Here is a 17081-nt window from a genome sequence, read left to right as displayed (position 1 = left end):
TCATAAAAATAGATTTCGAATTGAATAGGCAAAACCATCCGTATGGGTAATAACTGGATCGAAAAAGACCCTCAGGCTGCCGCAGAGGCGGAGAAATACGGTAACGCGATTCCGAGCCGCGCTTTCATCATGGAGTTCTTGGATAACTGGAACGCACCGATCAGCCATCGTCACCTGTGTCGCGAGCTGGAGATCTATGATCCGGCCGTGGCAGACCCGCTGATGCACCGTCTCAAGGCGATGTGCCGTGACGGCCAGTTGATGAGCAACCGTAAGAACGAGTTCTGTCTGATTAAGCGTATGTCGCTGATTCAGGGCCGAGTGATCGGTCACCGTGACGGTTTTGGTTTTGTGCAGCCCGACGAGGGTGGTGATGACCTGTTTCTGACGCCCCGCGAGATGCGTCAGGTATTTGATGGCGACCGTGTGCTGGTGCAGGAAGTCGGTGTCGATCACAAAGGTCGCCGCGAAGGTAAGATTGTTGAGGTACTGGAACACTGCACCCGCAAGTTGGTGGGGCGTTTCACCGGTGAAAATGGTTTTGGTGAGTTGATCCCGGAAAACCAGCGTGTCACCCAGAAAGTATTGATCGTGCCGAACCCGGAAAACCGTCTGGAGTACAACGACCAGCAGTTGGTGATCGTCGAGGTGTTCCGCCAGCCGGGTAAACGCCAGATGCCACAGGCCCATGTAGTTGAGGTGTTAGGCGACCATATGGCGCCGGGTATGGAGATCAAGGTTGCGATCGCCAACCACGATGTACCCAACGAATGGCCGGACCAGGTGCGTCAGGAGATCGGCGATCTGACAGCCGAGGTGGAGGAGAGTGCCAAGGCCAACCGTGTTGATCTGCGCCATCTTCCGCTGGTAACCATCGACGGTGAGGATGCCAAAGACTTTGACGATGCCGTATTTGCGGAGAAGAAAAATTCAGGCGGCTGGCGTCTGTGGGTGGCGATTGCGGATGTGTCCTGGTATGTACGTCCCGGCAGTGCGCTGGATCTGGAAGGCCACAACCGCGGTAACTCGGTCTACTTCCCTGAGTTCGTAGTACCGATGCTGCCGGAGCTACTCTCTAACGGCCTCTGTTCCCTGAATCCACACGTCGACCGCTTGGCGATGGTGTGTGAGATGACCATCAGTGCCGCGGGTAACTTGTCAGGATACAAGTTCTACGAGGCGGTGATCCAATCTCACGCACGTCTAACCTACACCAAGGTGGGGAAGATGCTGATGGAACCGGAGAGCAAAGACGGCAAGTCCCTGCGTGGTCAGTACGCCGATCTGGTGCCGCATCTGGAAACCCTGCACGGCCTCTATCACAGCCTGCGTGCGGCCCGCGAGGAACGTGGTGCGATCGATTTCGAAACTACCGAAACCCGTATCCTGTTTGGTGACGAGCGCAAGATCGAGAAGATCGTGCCGGTGTACCGCAACGATGCCCACAAGCTGATCGAGGAATGCATGCTGTGCGCCAACGTCGCGACCGCGCGCTTCCTGGCCAAGCTGAAGGTGCCTTCCCTGTACCGTATCCATGAAGGGCCGAAGGAGCAGAAACTAAGTAGCCTGCGCGCCTATCTGGGCGAGCTGGGGCTGAATCTGGGCGGGGGTGAAGAACCCACGCCGGCCGACTACCAGCTGTTGGCAGAGCAGATTGAGGGGCGTCCGGACCGGCACCTGATCCAGACCATGATGCTGCGCTCCATGCGGCAGGCGGTTTATAGCCCGGACAACAAAGGCCACTTTGGTCTGGCATACCCTGCTTATACACACTTCACCTCCCCGATTCGCCGCTACCCGGATCTGATGGTGCACCGTGCAATCCGCGCCATGATTCACTCGGCTAAAGAGGATCGCTCCATCGGGCGTCCGGAAGAGTTCAGTCCTAACCTAGACTTCCAGTATGGCTACACTCTGGAGCAGATGCTGCAGCTGGGTGAGCACTGTTCCATGACCGAGCGTCGGGCGGATGACGCAACCCGTGACGTGGTGGCATGGCTGAAGTGTGAATACATGCAGGACCAGGTGGGCGAAGAGTTTGATGGTGTGATCTCCGCCGTGACCGGCTTCGGTGTGTTTGTTGAACTGGAAGACGTGTTCGTTGAAGGCCTGATCCATGTCACCGCACTGCCAGGGGACTACTACAACTTTGATGCAGCCAAGCAACGTCTGGTGGGCGAGCGTACCCGCAAGAACTTCCGTTTGGGTGATCGCCTGCGTGTGCAGGTGGTGCGTGTGGATCTGGACGAGCGCAAGATCGACTTTGAACTGGTGAAAGCCATCGAAACCCGTGAAAAGGTGAAAAAGCGCCAGTTGCTGGCAGAAGGCAAGATCAGTGCGCCATCCGAAGTCGGTCGTAAGGCCGATTACGGCAGCAAACATGAGTGGGAGAGCAGCCGCAAGCCGCGCAAGCGTCCGGTCTCAAGCCAAGCCAAAGCAAAAGAGCCACACAATCCACGCCGCAAGAAAGAGGGGGAGGCTAAGGAAAAAGTGCGCTTGGAACAGCTCTCTCCGGCTGAACGGGAGTTGGCAGAGCTGGCACCGAAATCCAAAGGCAAGAGCAAGAAGTCCCTGAAGCGCAAGGGCAAGGCGGGTAAGAAGGCATCCGTGAAGAAGACGGTAGCGGCAACAGCCGCAACTAAAAAGGGCACCAAGAAAGCGCCAAAAAGAGCGGCAAAGAAGCCTGAGCGCTAACTGGTATAAAAGATGATCGCTGCAGGAAGGCGCCACCAGGCGTAGCCCAGGAACAGCACCACGATCTCAGCCCCCAGCCAATAGCGGAATGCTGTTGGTATGGGGGAGTCCACTACTTCCCGATCCATCTGCCAGCGCAGTAGCGTGGCAAAGAACAACCCTACCGCACTGCCTGCTATCACATCCAGCGGCCAGTGAACCCCCAGCAACACTCTTGAGAGCGCCACCGGTGCGATCAGTGCAAACGCCCCCAGGTAGATCCGGCGTTTTGTCCGGGCCTCATATCGATGTGCCATCAAGACTGCCCAGCCTGCCAGAAGTGCCGCTGCCCCAGCCGCATGTCCACTTGGAAAGCTGGCGCTTTCGTACAGGTGTTGTCCCAGAGCTGGCCGTGGCCAGTCAAATAACAGCTTCAGTAGCGTATTGATTGCCATCGTCGCCGCGACGGTGGACACAAAGCCGAGCGCGGTTGAGCGCTGACGACAAAGCCAAAGCAGCAGGACTGTTGATAAACTGCCCAGCGCCAGGAAAAGGCCGTCACCCGGCAGGGTACTCAGTGTGATAGCAGGGAAAAAGTGTTCAGGCAGGTTTTGCATCCTTTGAAAGGTGTCCTGCTCCCAGGCGGGTAGTGCTGAAAAGCTGCGCACACCGATACAGGCGAGCAAGACGGTGAGCATGCAGGTGGCAAACAATTGGGTTCGCAACTGCCTGTGAGGGTGTTCAGCGAGAGGGTGCAGATAGCGGTATAGCCAGTTGCCGGGTTCCAGCTGATGGTGGGCCGCCTGAAACAAGACCGCTACAAACATCAGTAGCGCGACCAGCTGTAACCAGATGTTCCATGACATCTGCAGCTCTTCCGCTTGCTGCCCGAGCCAATAAGCGGGTAGCAGGGAGACCGGTGCCCAGCATGCGGCAGAGAGCAGGTTAAAGGCCAGGAAGCGCCGTGGTGGCATTGCACAGCTCCCGGCCACAAAGGGTGTCACGGCACGGATAGGGCCAATAAAACGCCCCAGAAAGATGCTACGGCCGCCGTAGCGGGAAAAAAATGTCTGGCCTTCCGTCAGCCAGTTGGGGTGACGCTTGATAATCGCCAAGGTAGAGATCCAGTGGCTGGCGTAGCGGCCCAGGAGGTAGCTGAGCCAATCGCCGATTACGGCGCCGATAAATCCGCTCAGAAGCATGAAGGGGAGAGGCAGTGCCTGTTGGCCGGCAAACCAGCTTAACGTCGCTAGAAGCGCGATGCCGGGTACGAGAATACCGACAAAGGCGAGCGACTCCAGCATAGAGAGCGCACCGATTGCCAACAGAATGCCGAGGCTGCTGTTGCTGTTGATCCAGGTGATCAGGTCGTCCAAGGCGATCATCCCTCAGCAGTAAAGCAATAAAGAAGAGTTACCATCGCGTATTACAGTAATCATAGATAGGAATTAGATTACCTCTGTTATAATTTGCGCCCAAACCGACCGGCTACGGAACCACTTTTGATGAACGAGATAATCCTGCTCACGATTTCCGGTGATGACAAACCGGGTGTTACGTCCGCAATCACCACTATTCTGGCGGAAAACCAGATCAATATCCTCGATATCGGCCAGGCTGTTATCCACAACACGCTGTCCTTGGGGATTCTGATCGAAGTACCCAAAGAAGCTGAAAGCTCACCGATGCTGCGTGACCTGCTGTTTAAGGCGCACGAGCTGAACATGAACATCCGTTTCCAGCCGGTGGACGCGGATGAATACGAGGGTTGGGTTGATGGCCAGGGTAAGTCCCGCCATATCATCACCTTGCTGGCGCGTAAGATTACTGCAGAACACATCGGGCGTGTAACGTGTATCGCTGCTGAGCACGGTCTGAATATCGATAACATCAGCCGTCTCTCCGGCCGTATTTCACTGAACGATGCCGCTGAACAGACCAAAGCTTGTGTTGAGTTCTCTGTCCGTGGCGCGCCGCATGATGACGCAGCGCTGCGTGCCGAGTTCCTGAAAGCTGCCAGCGATCTGGATGTGGATATCGCCTTCCAGGAAGACAATATCTATCGTCGTAACCGTCGCCTGGTGGTGTTTGATATGGACTCCACCCTGATCGAAGCCGAAGTGATCGACGAGCTGGCGAAGGAAGCCGGTGTCGGCGATCAGGTGATCGAAATTACCGAAGCTGCGATGCGTGGTGAGATCGACTTTAACGAGAGCTTCCGTCGGCGTGTGGGTCTGTTGAGAGGCCTGGATGCCTCTGTACTGCAGGATATCGCAGAGCGCCTGCCGATGACTGAAGGTGTGGAAGAGCTGGTGTCCAACCTGAAAGCGTTGGGTTTCAAAACTGCGATTCTGTCCGGTGGTTTCACCTACTTTGGCCACCACCTGCAGGAGAAGCTGGGCTTTGATTACGTGCACGCCAATGAACTGGACATTGTTGACGGCAAAGTGACGGGTGAAGTGAAAGGCACCATTGTAAACGGTGAGCGTAAAGCGGAGTTGCTGCGCGAGATCGCTGAGAAGGAAGGTGTGCGTCTGGAGCAGACTATCGCTGTCGGTGATGGGGCTAACGATTTGCCGATGCTCTCTATTGCGGGCTTGGGTATCGCGTTCCGTGCGAAACCACTGGTACGACAAAGCGCGAAGCAGGCGATTTCTACTCTGGGGCTGGACGGTATCCTGTACCTGATCGGTTTCCGTGATCGCGATGCGCTGAAATAAGTACACAGGTAAAGACGCAGCCGCTGAACGGCGGTGGTGAGAAAACCCTTTTGATTTCCTTGCATGCCAAGGGCGGTCAAAAGGGTTTTTTTGTGTGTTTGCGGATATTAGCTATCGAAGAAGTCGTAATCCATCGCATCTTTTGGCGACTGTAGGTAATTACCTTGAACGAAGTCTACACCTGCCTTCCAAAGCGTACCCATGACGCGTGTGCCTTCGACCAACGGAGCGATCGTTACTTTCTGCTGAGCCTTCAGCATATGCAACAATTTCAGTACGTCCTTGTTGTCGGCACCGGCTTCGTTCAGTTCCTGGATATAGCTGCCATCCAGTTTTACATAGTCCGGGTTGATCTGCTGCAGAACCAGTTCGGAGTTAATGGAGCTGCCGAAGTGCTTGATGCAAATCTGGCAGTGTAGCTTGCGCAGACTGTCAGCAAACAACTTGGCGTGCTTCAGGTAAGACGATGCGTCGTTTTCACTGATCTGGAATACCAGATAGTTTGCTGGCAATCCTGCCTTGCGCAGCAGTTCAGCCAACCATAGCAGTGTCTTGCGGTCCCTTAGGGTGCGGCTGGAGAGGTTGATAAAAACCCGGTTACGCTTCTTGCGGCGGAACTCACGTTGCAGGTTCAGCATGGTTTCCTTGATTACCCAGCGATCCACTTTGATGCTGATATCAGCCTGGTCCAGTGTTTCGAGGAAATCATTTGGCGAGATCTCTTCAGCGTCTTCACCCAGCAGGCGCAGGAACGTCTCGTAATGGTGGTCGGTGATGTCCTGGCTGTTCAGGGCAACAATCGGCTGGAACAATAGTTTCAGGTTGTTATGCTGAATCGCGTCTTCCAGTATGAAGACCTTATCGGTAGTGGCATCGTCGGTGTTGCTCTCTGAAGGCTCGTAGAGCTTTACGCCGTTGCCGCGTTGGTTCTCTGCACGAATGCCGTCGGCCGCAGAGCGGGCACGCTCCAGTATAACCTTGCGGGTTGGGGTGTTGTCACTGATGGTGGCAACACCGATAGAGCAGGTGGTCTGGATAGTGGTGCTGCCGGACTCGGAAATATTACCGGAGATCGCTTTACACAGCTTTTTCGCCAGATTGTAGGCTTTGTCCGGATTAGGGTCGTGGTACACCACCGCAAAGCTGTCTTCCTCCGGACGTGCCAGCAGATGCGCTTTGTTCACGTGTTTCTTGAGCAGCGTGGAGATGTCACGCACAATCTGGTCGCAACCCTCGATACCGATATCAGAACGGATCTCCAGGTAGTTATCCAAGCTGATATACAGCATATTGCAGTCAGCGCCACCTTCCAGCGCCCGCTGCAGGGTTTCATCCAGTTCGCTGTTGAAATGTGCAAGGTTGTAGAGGCCGGATACCAAGTCCAGTTTGTCCTGCAGTACCTCTTCCTCTTCCTTGCGTTCAGCGCTCAGGCTGACTTGGATGCAGGCGCTGTTGTTGTAGCGTGCCGGTCGGAGGGCGAGGTTGGTATTAAATTCGGTTTCGTCTGCCCGTAGCGCTGTCAGCTGCAGGCTGACGCTACGCAGATTCTCGGTCTGCATGCGCTGTAGCTGTTCCTGAAGCTCCTCTTTGTGGTTCTGGCTGAAGCAGAGGCTCAGGGAGGTGCCGATCAGAGAGGTAGGGGATTCGAAGCCAAGTAGGGAGGCCAGGCTCTGGTTGGCAAACAGGACCGTGTCACCGTCACAACAGGCAATGGCGTGCGTGGAGCTTTCCAGCAGGGACTCATACTGTTCCTCTGCATCGGAAAGCGCTGATTCTGTCTGACGCAACTTACGGCGGGTCTCGAGGTTTTCAAGTTCGCGGCGGATGGCCAGAATCAGGAGTTCTTTCTCTTCCAGTGGTACAACGGCCTGGATATTGTTTTTCAGGCCCTGTAGCAAGTACTGGCTGTCGGAATTTGGTACCAGCTGGATAAGGGGGATGTCTTTGTCGAGGCGGCGTAGGTGATGCATTGCATTCTTGCCGCTGAAACCGGACTGATCGGTTGTAAACAGAATCGCATCCCAAGAACGTTCACTCAGGGCGCTCAGAAACTCCTGTTCGTTAGAAACCAAATGGCCTCGTGGCGCCAGGCGAGAGGCACGCAACAGGCGAATGATTGGGTCTGTCTCTTCAGCGGACATGCCCAGAAACATTAGCTGTACGTTCTTTCTCAATCTCTGACGTCGCCGTGTCGAGAGCTGGTCTAAGACCGCTTTGGTTGCAAATGAAGGTGATTGAGTCATGCGCTGAGCCCCAGGCGCTTTAGGTTCTGTCCTTGGTATAGTCGCATGGATTCTACCGAGACTCATTGGAAAAGTCAGGGCAAAAAATGATCAGGCATTGATATTAAACAAAGTTTGAAACGGATGCCAATCAATTCACGGAAAGTACTGTAAAAAAGTGGGGGGAGGTGTATTTAGGAAGTGGCTGGGGTAGGAGGATTCGAACCTCCGCATGCGGGAATCAGAATCCCGTGCCTTACCGCTTGGCGATACCCCAACAATGTCGCTCGAGTGAGCTTAAATGCAAACTCTCGATGAGAGTAAATGGTGGCAATAGCGGGACTCGAACCTGCGACCCTCGCATTATGAATGCGATGCTCTAACCAACTGAGCTATATTGCCACGAAAAGTGGCAGGGGTAGCTGGATTCGAACCAACGCATGACGGGATCAAAACCCGTTGCCTTACCGCTTGGCTATACCCCTGCATTTTCATCTCAACATGGTGGCAATAGCGGGACTCGAACCTGCGACCCTCGCATTATGAATGCGATGCTCTAACCAACTGAGCTATATTGCCGTGCTGTTGAGGTCGCGAATTATTCTCTGTTTTGGCTTATGTGTCAACAGCTTGTCTGCGAAAAAATCTAAAAAATCGGCGATTTTTTTGAAGCTTCAGGCAAAGCGATTTTGGCTGGTTGTTTGTTCGTCAGTGTTGGGTGATTTGTATGCAGTTGTGGCGCTGTTGTTGGTAAAGCTAGAAACAAAAAAGCCGATCACGAGGGATCGGCTTTTCTTTGGAAAGGGGCTTACACGTTGAAGCGGAAGTGAACCACGTCGCCGTCTTTCACGATGTAGTCTTTGCCTTCCAGGCGCCAGCGGCCAGCTTCTTTTGCGCCCTGTTCGCCGCTGTATTCAACGAAGTCATCGTAGGAGACTACTTCGGCGCGGATAAAGCCCTTTTCGAAGTCTGTGTGAATAACGCCTGCTGCCTGTGGTGCGGTCGCACCGACCTTAACGGTCCAGGCGCGGACTTCCTTAACGCCAGCGGTGAAGTAAGTCTGCAGGCCCAGCAGGTTGTAGCCGGCACGGATGACGCGGTCCAGACCAGGTTCTTCCATCCCTAAGTCTTCCAGGAAAACGTCGCGCTCTTCATCATCCAGCTCGGCGATCTCGGCTTCCAGCTTGTTGCAGATAGCAACGATCTGGGCGCCTTCTGATTCAGCCAGTTCGCGTACGGCGTCCAGGTGTGGATTGTCTTCGAAGCCATCTTCATCAACGTTGGCGATGTACATGGTTGGCTTAACGGTCAGCAGGTGGAACTGCTTCACAACCTTGGCTTCGTCTTCGTTCAGTTCCAGAGAGCGAACCGGTTTACCTGCACCCAGGTGATCCTGCAGGCGTTCCAGCATCTCTTTCTGTTTGATCGCATCTTTGTCGCCGCTTTTGGCAACACGCAGAACGCGCTGCAGCTGCTTCTCAACAGACTCAAGGTCTGCCAGTGCCAGCTCGGTGTTGATGATGTCGATATCTTCCAGCGGGTGGATACGGTTGTGAACGTGCTGTACATCTTCATCTTCGAAGCAGCGTACTACGTGAGCGATCGCATCGGTTTCGCGGATGTTTGCCAGGAACTTGTTACCCAGGCCTTCACCTTTGGATGCACCTGCAACCAGGCCGGCGATATCCACAAACTCCATGGTGGTTGGGATGGTTTTCTCTGGCTTCACGATCTCGGCCAGTTTGTCCAGGCGAGGATCAGGCATTGGTACAACACCGGCATTTGGCTCGATGGTACAGAACGCGTAGTTTTCAGCCGCGATGCCTGCTTTAGTCAGAGCGTTGAACAGGGTGGATTTGCCGACGTTAGGCAGACCGACGATACCGCATTTAAAACCCATGGTGAGTCCTACCGTTAACCTTTGAAACTGTGGAGTTGATTCATCGCTTTTGCCCAGTCGCCTTTGATGGCTTCAGGCAGATAGCGGATCGATTCGTGAATGGCGGCATCAGTTGCCTGGCGTTCACTGACCGGTGCTTTGCTCAGGACAAAGCCGGACACCTGGCTGGCGTGGCCGGGATGGCCGATACCTATGCGCAGGCGGTAAAAATTCTTGTTGTTGCCCATTTTGCTGATGATATCGCGTAGGCCATTGTGGCCACCGTGACCACCCCCTTTCTTGAAACGAGCGACACCCGGAGGCATATCCAGCTCGTCGTGAGCAACCAAAATGGATTCAGGGGGGATTTTGAAGAAGTTTGCCAGGGATGAAACCGACTGGCCGCTCAAGTTCATAAATGTAGTGGGTACCAGCAGGTGAACCGGCTGGCCATCGATATGAACTTTTGCGTAGAGCCCGTGGTACTTCTTTTCGGGCTGCAAGGAGGTGAGTTGTTGAGCAGCGAGCTGCTCAACAAACTCGGCACCGGCATTGTGACGGGTATTTGCGTATTGTGCTCCGGGATTTCCCAGACCAACGATAAGCTGAATCTTGTCGTTCATGCCGGTACCTTATGCGTTAAAGCGGGAAGTAATTACTTACCTGCTTTAGCACCACGTGGAGAGTAAACGTAACCGATACCCTGGTCGTGGTCTGCGCCGCGACGCAGTGCAACGATCTCAACACCTTCTGGCAGAGTGATGTCAGACAGGTGAAGAACCTGGCCAACTTCAGCAGAAGACAGATCTACAGTCAGAGCTTCTGGCAGGTTTTCAGCCAGACACAGGATCTCTGCAGTGTTTTTCTCAACTGCGAACTTAGCCGCGCCTTTAGAGGCTGCAGACTGTTCGAAGTTTACGAAAGACAGAGGAACGGTGATCTTGATCTTGGTAGTCTTAGTCACGCGCTGGAAGTCTGCGTGCAGAACTTCTGGACGTGCTGGGTGACGCTGCAGGTCTTTGATGATTACCTTGTCTTCTTTACCGTCCAGCATAACGGTCAGGATGGAAGAGAAGAAAGATTCGTCCTGAATGTCTTTGATCAGTTCGTTGTTAGGGATGGAGATAGCTACAGGCTTCTTGCGCTTGTCACCACCGTAAACGATACCAGGAACCAGACCTTCACGACGCAGGCGGCGGCTCGCACCTTTCCCCTCGTCTTCACGCGCTACAGCGTTGATTACAAATTCAGACATTTTTAATACCTTTAATAAACAAAACTGCAAACCTCCGCGACCAGAGCTTTGCAGTTGATTGATGCCTCGGAGGGCTATTAAACCCTGCTCTCGCGAGCAGGGCGTTCAGCGGATGTCGCTTAGCGGAACATCGCGCTGATGGATTCTTCGTTGCAGACACGACGTACCGCTTCAGCCAGCATTGGAGCCAGAGTCAGCTGACGAATCTTGTCGCAAGACTGTGCGTCGTCAGACAGCGGGATGGTGTCGGAAACAACCAGCTCATCCAACACCGAGTTGCGGATGTTGTTGATTGCCGGGCCGGACAGGACTGCGTGGGTAGCGTAGGCTACAACGCGTGCTGCGCCGTTGTCTTTCAGTGCCTGTGCAGCTTTGCATAGGGTGCCTGCTGTGTCGCACATGTCGTCGACCAGGATGCAGGTACGGTCCTGAACATCACCGATGATGTTCATTACCTGGGATTCGTTTGCGCGTTCACGACGTTTGTCGATGATCGCCAGATCGCAGTCCAGCTGTTTTGCAACAGCACGGGCGCGTACCACGCCACCTACGTCAGGAGATACAACCATTGCGTTTTCGTATTCCTGGTCAACGATGTCGTCCAGCAGTACCGGAGAGCCGTATACGTTATCAACAGGAACAGAGAAGAAGCCCTGGATCTGGTCAGCGTGCAGATCAACAGTCAGTACGCGGTCGATACCGATGTTGGACATCAGGTCGGCAACCACTTTAGCTGTGATAGGTACACGCGCAGAACGTGGGCGACGGTCCTGACGGGCATATCCGAAGTAAGGAACAACCGCAGTGATGCGGGAAGCAGATGCACGACGCAGGGCGTCAACCAGTACAATCAGCTCCATCAGGTTGTCATTGGTAGGCGCACAGGTGGACTGGATTACAAATACATCCTTGCCACGCACGTTTTCCTGGATCTCGACGGTTACTTCACCGTCGCTGAACCGGCCAACGTTTGCTTTACCCATGGGAATATCCAGACGCTCAACAACTTTGCGAGCCAGTTCCGGGTTAGCATTCCCGGTAAAGACCATCATCTTGGACACAACGTGCACCTTTTCGGTAATTGGATCGGAATTTATGTCAGAAAGGGAACCGGTCATGAGCAATTGGCTGGGGTAGGAGGATTCGAACCTCCGCATGCGGGAATCAGAATCCCGTGCCTTACCGCTTGGCGATACCCCAGTATTCTCCTGTATGGAGGATTCGGCCTCCCGTTTAAAGAGGCGCACATTCTCTAAGAAGCGCTGACGAAAGTCAACACCGAAACAGCTATCTCAGTGCTGTCCATTCATTGATAATTAACGTGATACTGAGTGCGTCCCTGCTCAGCCGGATTTTACCCGGCAATGTGTATCTGTCGTGCTGACTGTAACGTAGATAGTTTACCTGCCAGCCATCCTGTTGCAACTGGGATAAGCGATTGTTGTTTAACTGATACTGGAAAGCGGAATCCGGTGACGGCAGGCCGCGCACCCACCACTGAATCTGTTGTACCGGTACGGCCCAGCCCAGGGTGTCGTGCATTAACGCCTCAGGCGAGCTGGCCTGGAAATCGCCTTCACCTGCAATGCTGATTTTTACATCACCGGGTTGGCCGACAATGCGCGCACCGCCCTGACCAAGCGGCCCGGTCATTTCGATGGCGTATCGCTGATCCAGTTGCTGCCAGTACAGGTTGGCAGACTGGCTGTCATCCGGCGTGCGGATGCCAATTTTGCCACTGAGCTCCCAGTCGGTGATGGCGGCCATTTCCAGTTGGTATTCTGCCCAGCTGCCTGCCGGGATCTGAACCGGTTGCTGCACGTTCAGGACGCTACAGCCGGAGAGTGCGATCAACAGGCTTAATGCAGAGAGACGTAACAGTGACATTGTTACTGGGCTCCGATCGCCTGCGCGGCTTCCTGCAAGTGGCTGTTATCCGGGTCTTTCGCCAGGGCTTCGTCCAGCAAGGCACGAGCTTTCTGCTTATCGCCATTTGCCCAGTATGCCTGAATCAGGTGGCCAATCACCTCGCCATCCTTGATCTCGTTGTAGGCGCGTTGCAGATACCGAATCGATTCTTCGTAGCGCTGCAGTTTAAACAACACCCAGCCCATGGAGTCAACGATCGCCGGATCGTCCGGGCGGATCTGCATGGCTTGGGCAATCAGCTCATAGGCTTCCTCGTAACGCGTCGTGTGGATCGTCAAGGTATAACCCAAGGCATTCATGGCCAGTGAACTGTCGGGCTCGATCTCCAGGATCTTGCGTAAGTCCTCTTCGGCACGGGCAAAGTCTATGCCTTCCAGCATCATGGCGCGGGTGTATAAAAGGTTTACGTCATCGTTGTAACGTGCCAGCGCCTCTTCCAGTACAACCAGTGCGTCATCGGTAAAGTTGTGCAGGTTCAGCCATTCCGCTTCCATTGTGTAAAGCTGGGTAGCCAGGTCGGGGCGGGTTTTACGCAGGTCACCGATGATGCCGGTGAGGCGCTCACGGTCTTCTGGCGAGTCAAGTAGCGCGGATACACGGCCAATTGCCTGAAAAGCGGTGGAGGGATCGTCCACTTCGAGGAAATGATCAATCGCCTGTTCGATCTCTCCCTTCTGCTGTGCAATGGCGCCCAGATAGAAGTGGGGGCGGGTATCGTTGCTGTTCTGCTTCAGCAGTTCGTTCAGCAATATTTGCGCGTCGTCACTGCGGTTGTTTTCCAGCAGCAACAGCGCGAGGTAGAGCTTGAGCTGGTAGTCCTTGTTGTTGATCGCCAGGATCTCTTGAGCCTGCGCAACACCTTTATCAACCTGGCCAGACTGGAACAGCAACTGGGTGTTTAGAATCATCAGCGACTGATTGTCAGGCTGGGCCTTCAGTGCTGGAGCCAGTGTCTTCAGGGCTTGAGTAAACTGACCGCGCAGCCGTAACAGTTCTGCTTTCTGGGCAATCGCATCGGCGCTGCGGGCGTCAAGCGCCAAGGCGGTTTCGTAGGTAGCCAGCGCTGCATCGAAGTTGTCCTGCTGTTTATAGAGAAGTCCCAGGGTGACCAGCACGTCGGTTTGGTTCGCTTCTTTGTCCAGTAGCTGGGTGAACAGGTTGATGTAACCGTTGATGACCTCGTTGGGCATTTCGGGAATCTGTCCGCGGATCACCGCCAGCATGCGGGGGCGGTCGAATTCCAGCGCTCGCTCGACCAGTGGCATCGCCTCTTCATAACGTTTCTGGTGAAGCAGAATACTGGCGGAGATCTGGTAGGGCTCGGCATTTTCCGGATCGGTCTCGATCCAGAGGCCTGCAGCTTCGGTGATGCCTTCCACGTTGCGCAGGTATTGTGCGACGCGGGTAGCGCGCTCGGCAATCGCCGGATCACGGTTCAGGCGCGCCTGCTTGATGTAGTTATTCAGGGCAAGGTCAAACTGACCCTGTTGGCCTGCCAGTTCGGCAACCAGCAGTTCATAGATCGACTCGCGGTTGAACTCGCCCGGTGTGTAGGTCGGCGGCCGCACAACGTAGGCATCCTGTTCTCGGGTGTTCTGCATGCTGCAGCCGGAGAGTAGGGCGGCAGTGATTAAAGCGTAGAGGCGTATTTTCATGTGATGATGAGCCGGCGTCCCTGTGTTTTCAGGTCACTATAGATGAATCTGGAGGTGAATGTCAGTCTACCAGACTGTGGACTGCATCCGGGCTGCTTGGTTCAGAATCGCTTTTGCGCTGCCTTTTGCGCCTTTACGTACGAAAGTATGGTGCCAGATCAGCGAATTAGCGGAGCGGATTTTTAACCTTTTGCACAAAGCGTTGTATCATAGCGCGCTTGATTTAAATCACTGGACTGTATTCGTCTTTTGCAGAGGTAGTTTTTGGGCGTTATGGCTTTATTGGCGTTAGGTATTAACCATAAAACCGCTCCGGTATCGGTGAGGGAACGTGTTGCGTTTACTCCCGAGCAGCTGACGGACGCGTTGTCTGACGCACGCGTGTCTGCCTCTCTGAAAGAGGTGGCGATTCTCTCCACCTGCAACCGCACCGAACTTTACTGCACCACCGAACTTGAAGGTACCCGTGCCCTGCTTGAATGGCTGGGGCGTTTCCATGACCTGGACCCCGACCAGTTGCAGCAGTGTTCCTATGCGCATTGGGGGGAAGACGCCGCCCGCCATATGATGCGCGTGGCCAGTGGCCTGGATTCCCTGGTGCTGGGTGAACCACAGATCCTGGGGCAGCTGAAGTCCTCGTTTGCGCTCTCGCAGGACGAGGGGCACGTAGGCGCGGAACTGGGACGTCTGTTTCAGCAGACTTTCTCAGTGGCCAAACAGGTCCGTACCGATACCGCGATCGGAGAGAACCCGGTGTCTGTCGCCTATGCTGCGGTGAGCCTAGCGCAACACATCTTCTCTGACTTGAGCAGTAGCCGTGCGCTGCTAATCGGTGCCGGTGAAACCATCGAGTTGGTGGCGCGTCACCTGGCGCAGGCGGGTGTGCAGGATATTACGGTGGCCAACCGTACCCTGAATCGTGCGCTGTCGTTGGCGGAAGAGTTCAACGGCAAGGCGATTCTGCTGGGTGATATTCCCGGGGCGCTCAGCGATGCGGATATCGTGATCGCCTCCACGGCCAGTCAGTTGCCGATTCTGGGTAAGGGCGCGGTGGAAGCGGCGCTGAAGAAGCGTAAGCACGAACCGATCTTTATGGTAGATATCGCCGTACCCCGTGATATCGAACCACAGGTTGCCGATCTGGACGATGTGTATCTGTACACTGTCGACGACCTGAAAGAGGTGATTGAAGAGAACCAGCGCAGCCGAGAACATGCCGCCCGTGAGGCGGAAGAGATCATCGAAGCGGGTGCCCATGAGTTTATGCGCCAGCTGCGCTCTCTGCTGGCGGTGGATACCCTGACCGCCTTGCGCAGCCAGGCGGAGCAGACCCGTGATCAGGAGCTGGAAAAAGCGATGCGTCAGTTGCGTAACGGCAAAGACGCGGAAGAGGTGCTAACTCAGCTGGCCCGTGGTCTAACCAATAAAATGTTGCACCAGCCTACTATTCAGATGCGTAAAGCCAGTGCCGAAGGCCGCACTGAAGTGCTGTCGATGGTGCAGGAGCTGTATCAGCTCTCCGAATCGGATCAGAACGATACCCAATAATGAAAGAATCCATTCTTGCGAAATTAGAAAAGCTCAGCGATCGCTACGAAGAACTCGCTGCGCTGATGTCTGATGCGGATGTTATTTCCGATCAGAATCTGTTCCGTGACTACTCCAAGGAGTACGCGGAGCTGGAGCCGGTAGTAAAAAGCTTTGCAGCTTACAACGAGGCGCTCTCCGATCTGGAAGAGGCTGAGGCGATGCTGAAGGACGATGATCCCGATATGCGCGAGATGGCAAAGGATGAGTTGTCCGATGCCAAGGCGCGTATTGAGTCGCTGGAAGTTGAGCTGCAGATCCTGCTGTTGCCAAAAGACCCGAACGATTCCCGTAACGTCTTCCTGGAGATCCGTGCCGGAACCGGCGGTGATGAGGCGGCGATCTTCTCCGGTGACCTGTTCCGCATGTACTCGCGCTATGCCGAAAGTATGGGCTGGAAAGTGGAAGTGGTCAGCGCCAACGAAGGTGAGCACGGTGGTTATAAAGAACTGATCAGCCGCGTAGTGGGCACCGATGTGTTCTCCCGCCTGAAATTCGAGTCCGGCGCCCATCGTGTACAGCGTGTACCGGAAACCGAGTCCCAGGGCCGTATCCATACTTCTGCGTGCACCGTGGCGGTGATGCCGGAGATGGACGAGGTGGAAGCGATCGAGATCAACAAGGCGGATCTGCGTGTGGATACCTTCCGCGCCTCCGGTGCCGGTGGTCAGCACGTCAACAAGACCGACTCGGCGATCCGTATTACGCACATTCCAACCGGCGTGGTGGTAGAGTGTCAGGAAGAGCGCTCCCAGCATAAGAACCGTGCCAAAGCGATGTCGTTACTGGCGTCCCGTCTGCAGGCGGCGGAGATGGAACGTCATGCAGCCGAGCAGGCGAGCACCCGTAAGAGCCTGGTGGGCAGCGGGGACCGTTCCGAACGTATCCGGACCTATAACTATCCACAGGGCCGTGTGACGGATCACCGAATCAACCTGACCCTGTACAAGCTGCAGGAAGTGATGTCGGGTGAGCTGGGTCACGTGGTGGATCCCCTGATGAACGAATATCAGGCAGAGCAGCTGGGCGCGTTGTCCGACACCTGACCTGTTTACGAAGAACTGCTGAAAGGCCCCGATGCTGTGGAGTACCGGGGCTTTTTTGTCTTAATCAAAAACGGCAATAACTCGCTCGTTGGTCGACTTCTGCGGCCCGAGGCGT

12 protein-coding genes and 5 tRNA genes are annotated in these 17081 nt (G+C 54.9%); 4 read left to right on the top strand and 13 right to left on the bottom strand.

Annotated features, from left to right (window positions below; genetic code table 11):
* Window positions 1–42 precede the first annotated feature (42 nt).
* Window positions 43–2694: a ribonuclease R gene (gene rnr, locus QKW35_RS05555; protein WP_282351341.1), complete on the top strand. Its 2652-nt coding sequence runs from the start codon at window positions 43–45 to the stop codon at window positions 2692–2694.
* Here rnr and QKW35_RS05550 read toward each other — a convergent pair.
* The gene (locus QKW35_RS05550; RefSeq protein ID WP_282351339.1) at window positions 2691–4049 is read right to left on the bottom strand and encodes a phosphatase PAP2 family protein; all 1359 of its coding nucleotides are present in this window, start codon (window positions 4047–4049) and stop codon (window positions 2691–2693) included. The genes rnr and QKW35_RS05550 overlap by 4 nt on opposite strands.
* Window positions 4050–4178: 129 nt before the next feature.
* Between QKW35_RS05550 and serB the strand changes: the two genes are divergently transcribed.
* Window positions 4179–5393, top strand: coding sequence for a phosphoserine phosphatase SerB (gene serB, locus QKW35_RS05545; protein ID WP_282351336.1), 1215 nt, complete (start codon window positions 4179–4181; stop codon window positions 5391–5393).
* Between the two features lie 107 nt (window positions 5394–5500).
* Here serB and QKW35_RS05540 read toward each other — a convergent pair whose 3' ends face one another.
* From QKW35_RS05540 to QKW35_RS05485, 12 genes are all read right to left on the bottom strand, one after another.
* Complete coding sequence (locus tag QKW35_RS05540) at window positions 5501–7567, bottom strand: EAL domain-containing protein (protein ID WP_282351335.1); 2067 nt, start codon at window positions 7565–7567, stop codon at window positions 5501–5503.
* Window positions 7568–7817: 250 nt separating this feature from the next.
* A tRNA-Gln gene (locus tag QKW35_RS05535) sits at window positions 7818–7892 on the bottom strand.
* A 48-nt stretch (window positions 7893–7940) separates the two neighbouring features.
* Window positions 7941–8017, bottom strand: a tRNA-Met gene (locus QKW35_RS05530).
* Between the two features lie 8 nt (window positions 8018–8025).
* A tRNA-Gln gene (locus QKW35_RS05525) sits at window positions 8026–8100 on the bottom strand.
* 17 nt (window positions 8101–8117) lie between these two features.
* Window positions 8118–8194, bottom strand: a tRNA-Met gene (locus QKW35_RS05520).
* A 229-nt stretch (window positions 8195–8423) separates the two neighbouring features.
* Entirely contained in the window at window positions 8424–9515 is a 1092-nt protein-coding gene (gene ychF / locus QKW35_RS05515; protein ID WP_282351334.1) for a redox-regulated ATPase YchF, read from the bottom strand.
* 14 nt (window positions 9516–9529) lie between these two features.
* On the bottom strand, window positions 9530–10117 hold the full coding sequence (pth, locus tag QKW35_RS05510; RefSeq protein WP_282351333.1) for an aminoacyl-tRNA hydrolase: 588 nt from the start codon (window positions 10115–10117) through the stop codon (window positions 9530–9532).
* 32 nt (window positions 10118–10149) lie between these two features.
* Window positions 10150–10749, bottom strand: a complete 600-nt coding sequence (locus tag QKW35_RS05505; protein ID WP_282351331.1) for a 50S ribosomal protein L25/general stress protein Ctc — start codon at window positions 10747–10749, stop codon at window positions 10150–10152.
* 119 nt (window positions 10750–10868) lie between these two features.
* Window positions 10869–11810 carry a ribose-phosphate pyrophosphokinase gene (locus QKW35_RS05500; protein ID WP_282351329.1) on the bottom strand — a complete coding sequence of 314 codons (942 nt, stop codon included), beginning with the start codon at window positions 11808–11810 and terminating at the stop codon, window positions 10869–10871.
* Between the two features lie 64 nt (window positions 11811–11874).
* Window positions 11875–11949: transfer RNA gene (locus QKW35_RS05495), tRNA-Gln, on the bottom strand.
* A gap of 87 nt (window positions 11950–12036) precedes the next feature.
* Window positions 12037–12636: a lipoprotein insertase outer membrane protein LolB gene (gene lolB / locus QKW35_RS05490; RefSeq protein WP_282351327.1), complete on the bottom strand. Its 600-nt coding sequence runs from the start codon at window positions 12634–12636 to the stop codon at window positions 12037–12039.
* A 2-nt stretch (window positions 12637–12638) separates the two neighbouring features.
* Window positions 12639–14333, bottom strand: a complete 1695-nt coding sequence (locus QKW35_RS05485; RefSeq protein ID WP_282351325.1) for a tetratricopeptide repeat protein — start codon at window positions 14331–14333, stop codon at window positions 12639–12641.
* A 273-nt stretch (window positions 14334–14606) separates the two neighbouring features.
* On the opposite strand from QKW35_RS05485, the gene hemA reads away from it, so the two are divergent.
* Together hemA and prfA are read left to right on the top strand one after the other, a co-directional pair.
* Window positions 14607–15881 carry a glutamyl-tRNA reductase gene (hemA, locus tag QKW35_RS05480; RefSeq protein ID WP_282351323.1) on the top strand — a complete coding sequence of 425 codons (1275 nt, stop codon included), beginning with the start codon at window positions 14607–14609 and terminating at the stop codon, window positions 15879–15881.
* Window positions 15881–16966: a peptide chain release factor 1 gene (gene prfA, locus QKW35_RS05475; protein ID WP_282351322.1), complete on the top strand. Its 1086-nt coding sequence runs from the start codon at window positions 15881–15883 to the stop codon at window positions 16964–16966. The genes hemA and prfA overlap by 1 nt, the downstream gene beginning before the upstream one ends.
* Window positions 16967–17081: the final 115 nt, after the last annotated feature.

The sequence above is a fragment of the Pontibacterium granulatum genome (assembly GCF_029961155.1).
GTDB lineage: Bacteria > Pseudomonadota > Gammaproteobacteria > Pseudomonadales > Balneatricaceae > Pontibacterium > Pontibacterium granulatum.
Note: the sequence above shows the minus strand (reverse complement) of the source record. Positions and strands in the feature narration are given on the sequence as shown.

Bases quoted from the DNA above. Each gene is read 5' to 3' on its own strand.
- rnr (WP_282351341.1), top strand. From the start codon at position 43: ATGGGTAATAACTGGATCGAAAAAGACCCTCAGGCTGCCGCAGAGGCG.
- serB (WP_282351336.1), top strand. From the start codon at position 4,179: ATGAACGAGATAATCCTGCTCACGATTTCCGGTGATGACAAACCGGGT.
- ychF (WP_282351334.1), bottom strand. From the start codon at position 9,515: ATGGGTTTTAAATGCGGTATCGTCGGTCTGCCTAACGTCGGCAAATCC.
- pth (WP_282351333.1), bottom strand. From the start codon at position 10,117: ATGAACGACAAGATTCAGCTTATCGTTGGTCTGGGAAATCCCGGAGCA.
- QKW35_RS05505 (WP_282351331.1), bottom strand. From the start codon at position 10,749: ATGTCTGAATTTGTAATCAACGCTGTAGCGCGTGAAGACGAGGGGAAA.
- lolB (WP_282351327.1), bottom strand. From the start codon at position 12,636: ATGTCACTGTTACGTCTCTCTGCATTAAGCCTGTTGATCGCACTCTCC.
- QKW35_RS05485 (WP_282351325.1), bottom strand. From the start codon at position 14,333: ATGAAAATACGCCTCTACGCTTTAATCACTGCCGCCCTACTCTCCGGC.
- hemA (WP_282351323.1), top strand. From the start codon at position 14,607: ATGGCTTTATTGGCGTTAGGTATTAACCATAAAACCGCTCCGGTATCG.
- prfA (WP_282351322.1), top strand. From the start codon at position 15,881: ATGAAAGAATCCATTCTTGCGAAATTAGAAAAGCTCAGCGATCGCTAC.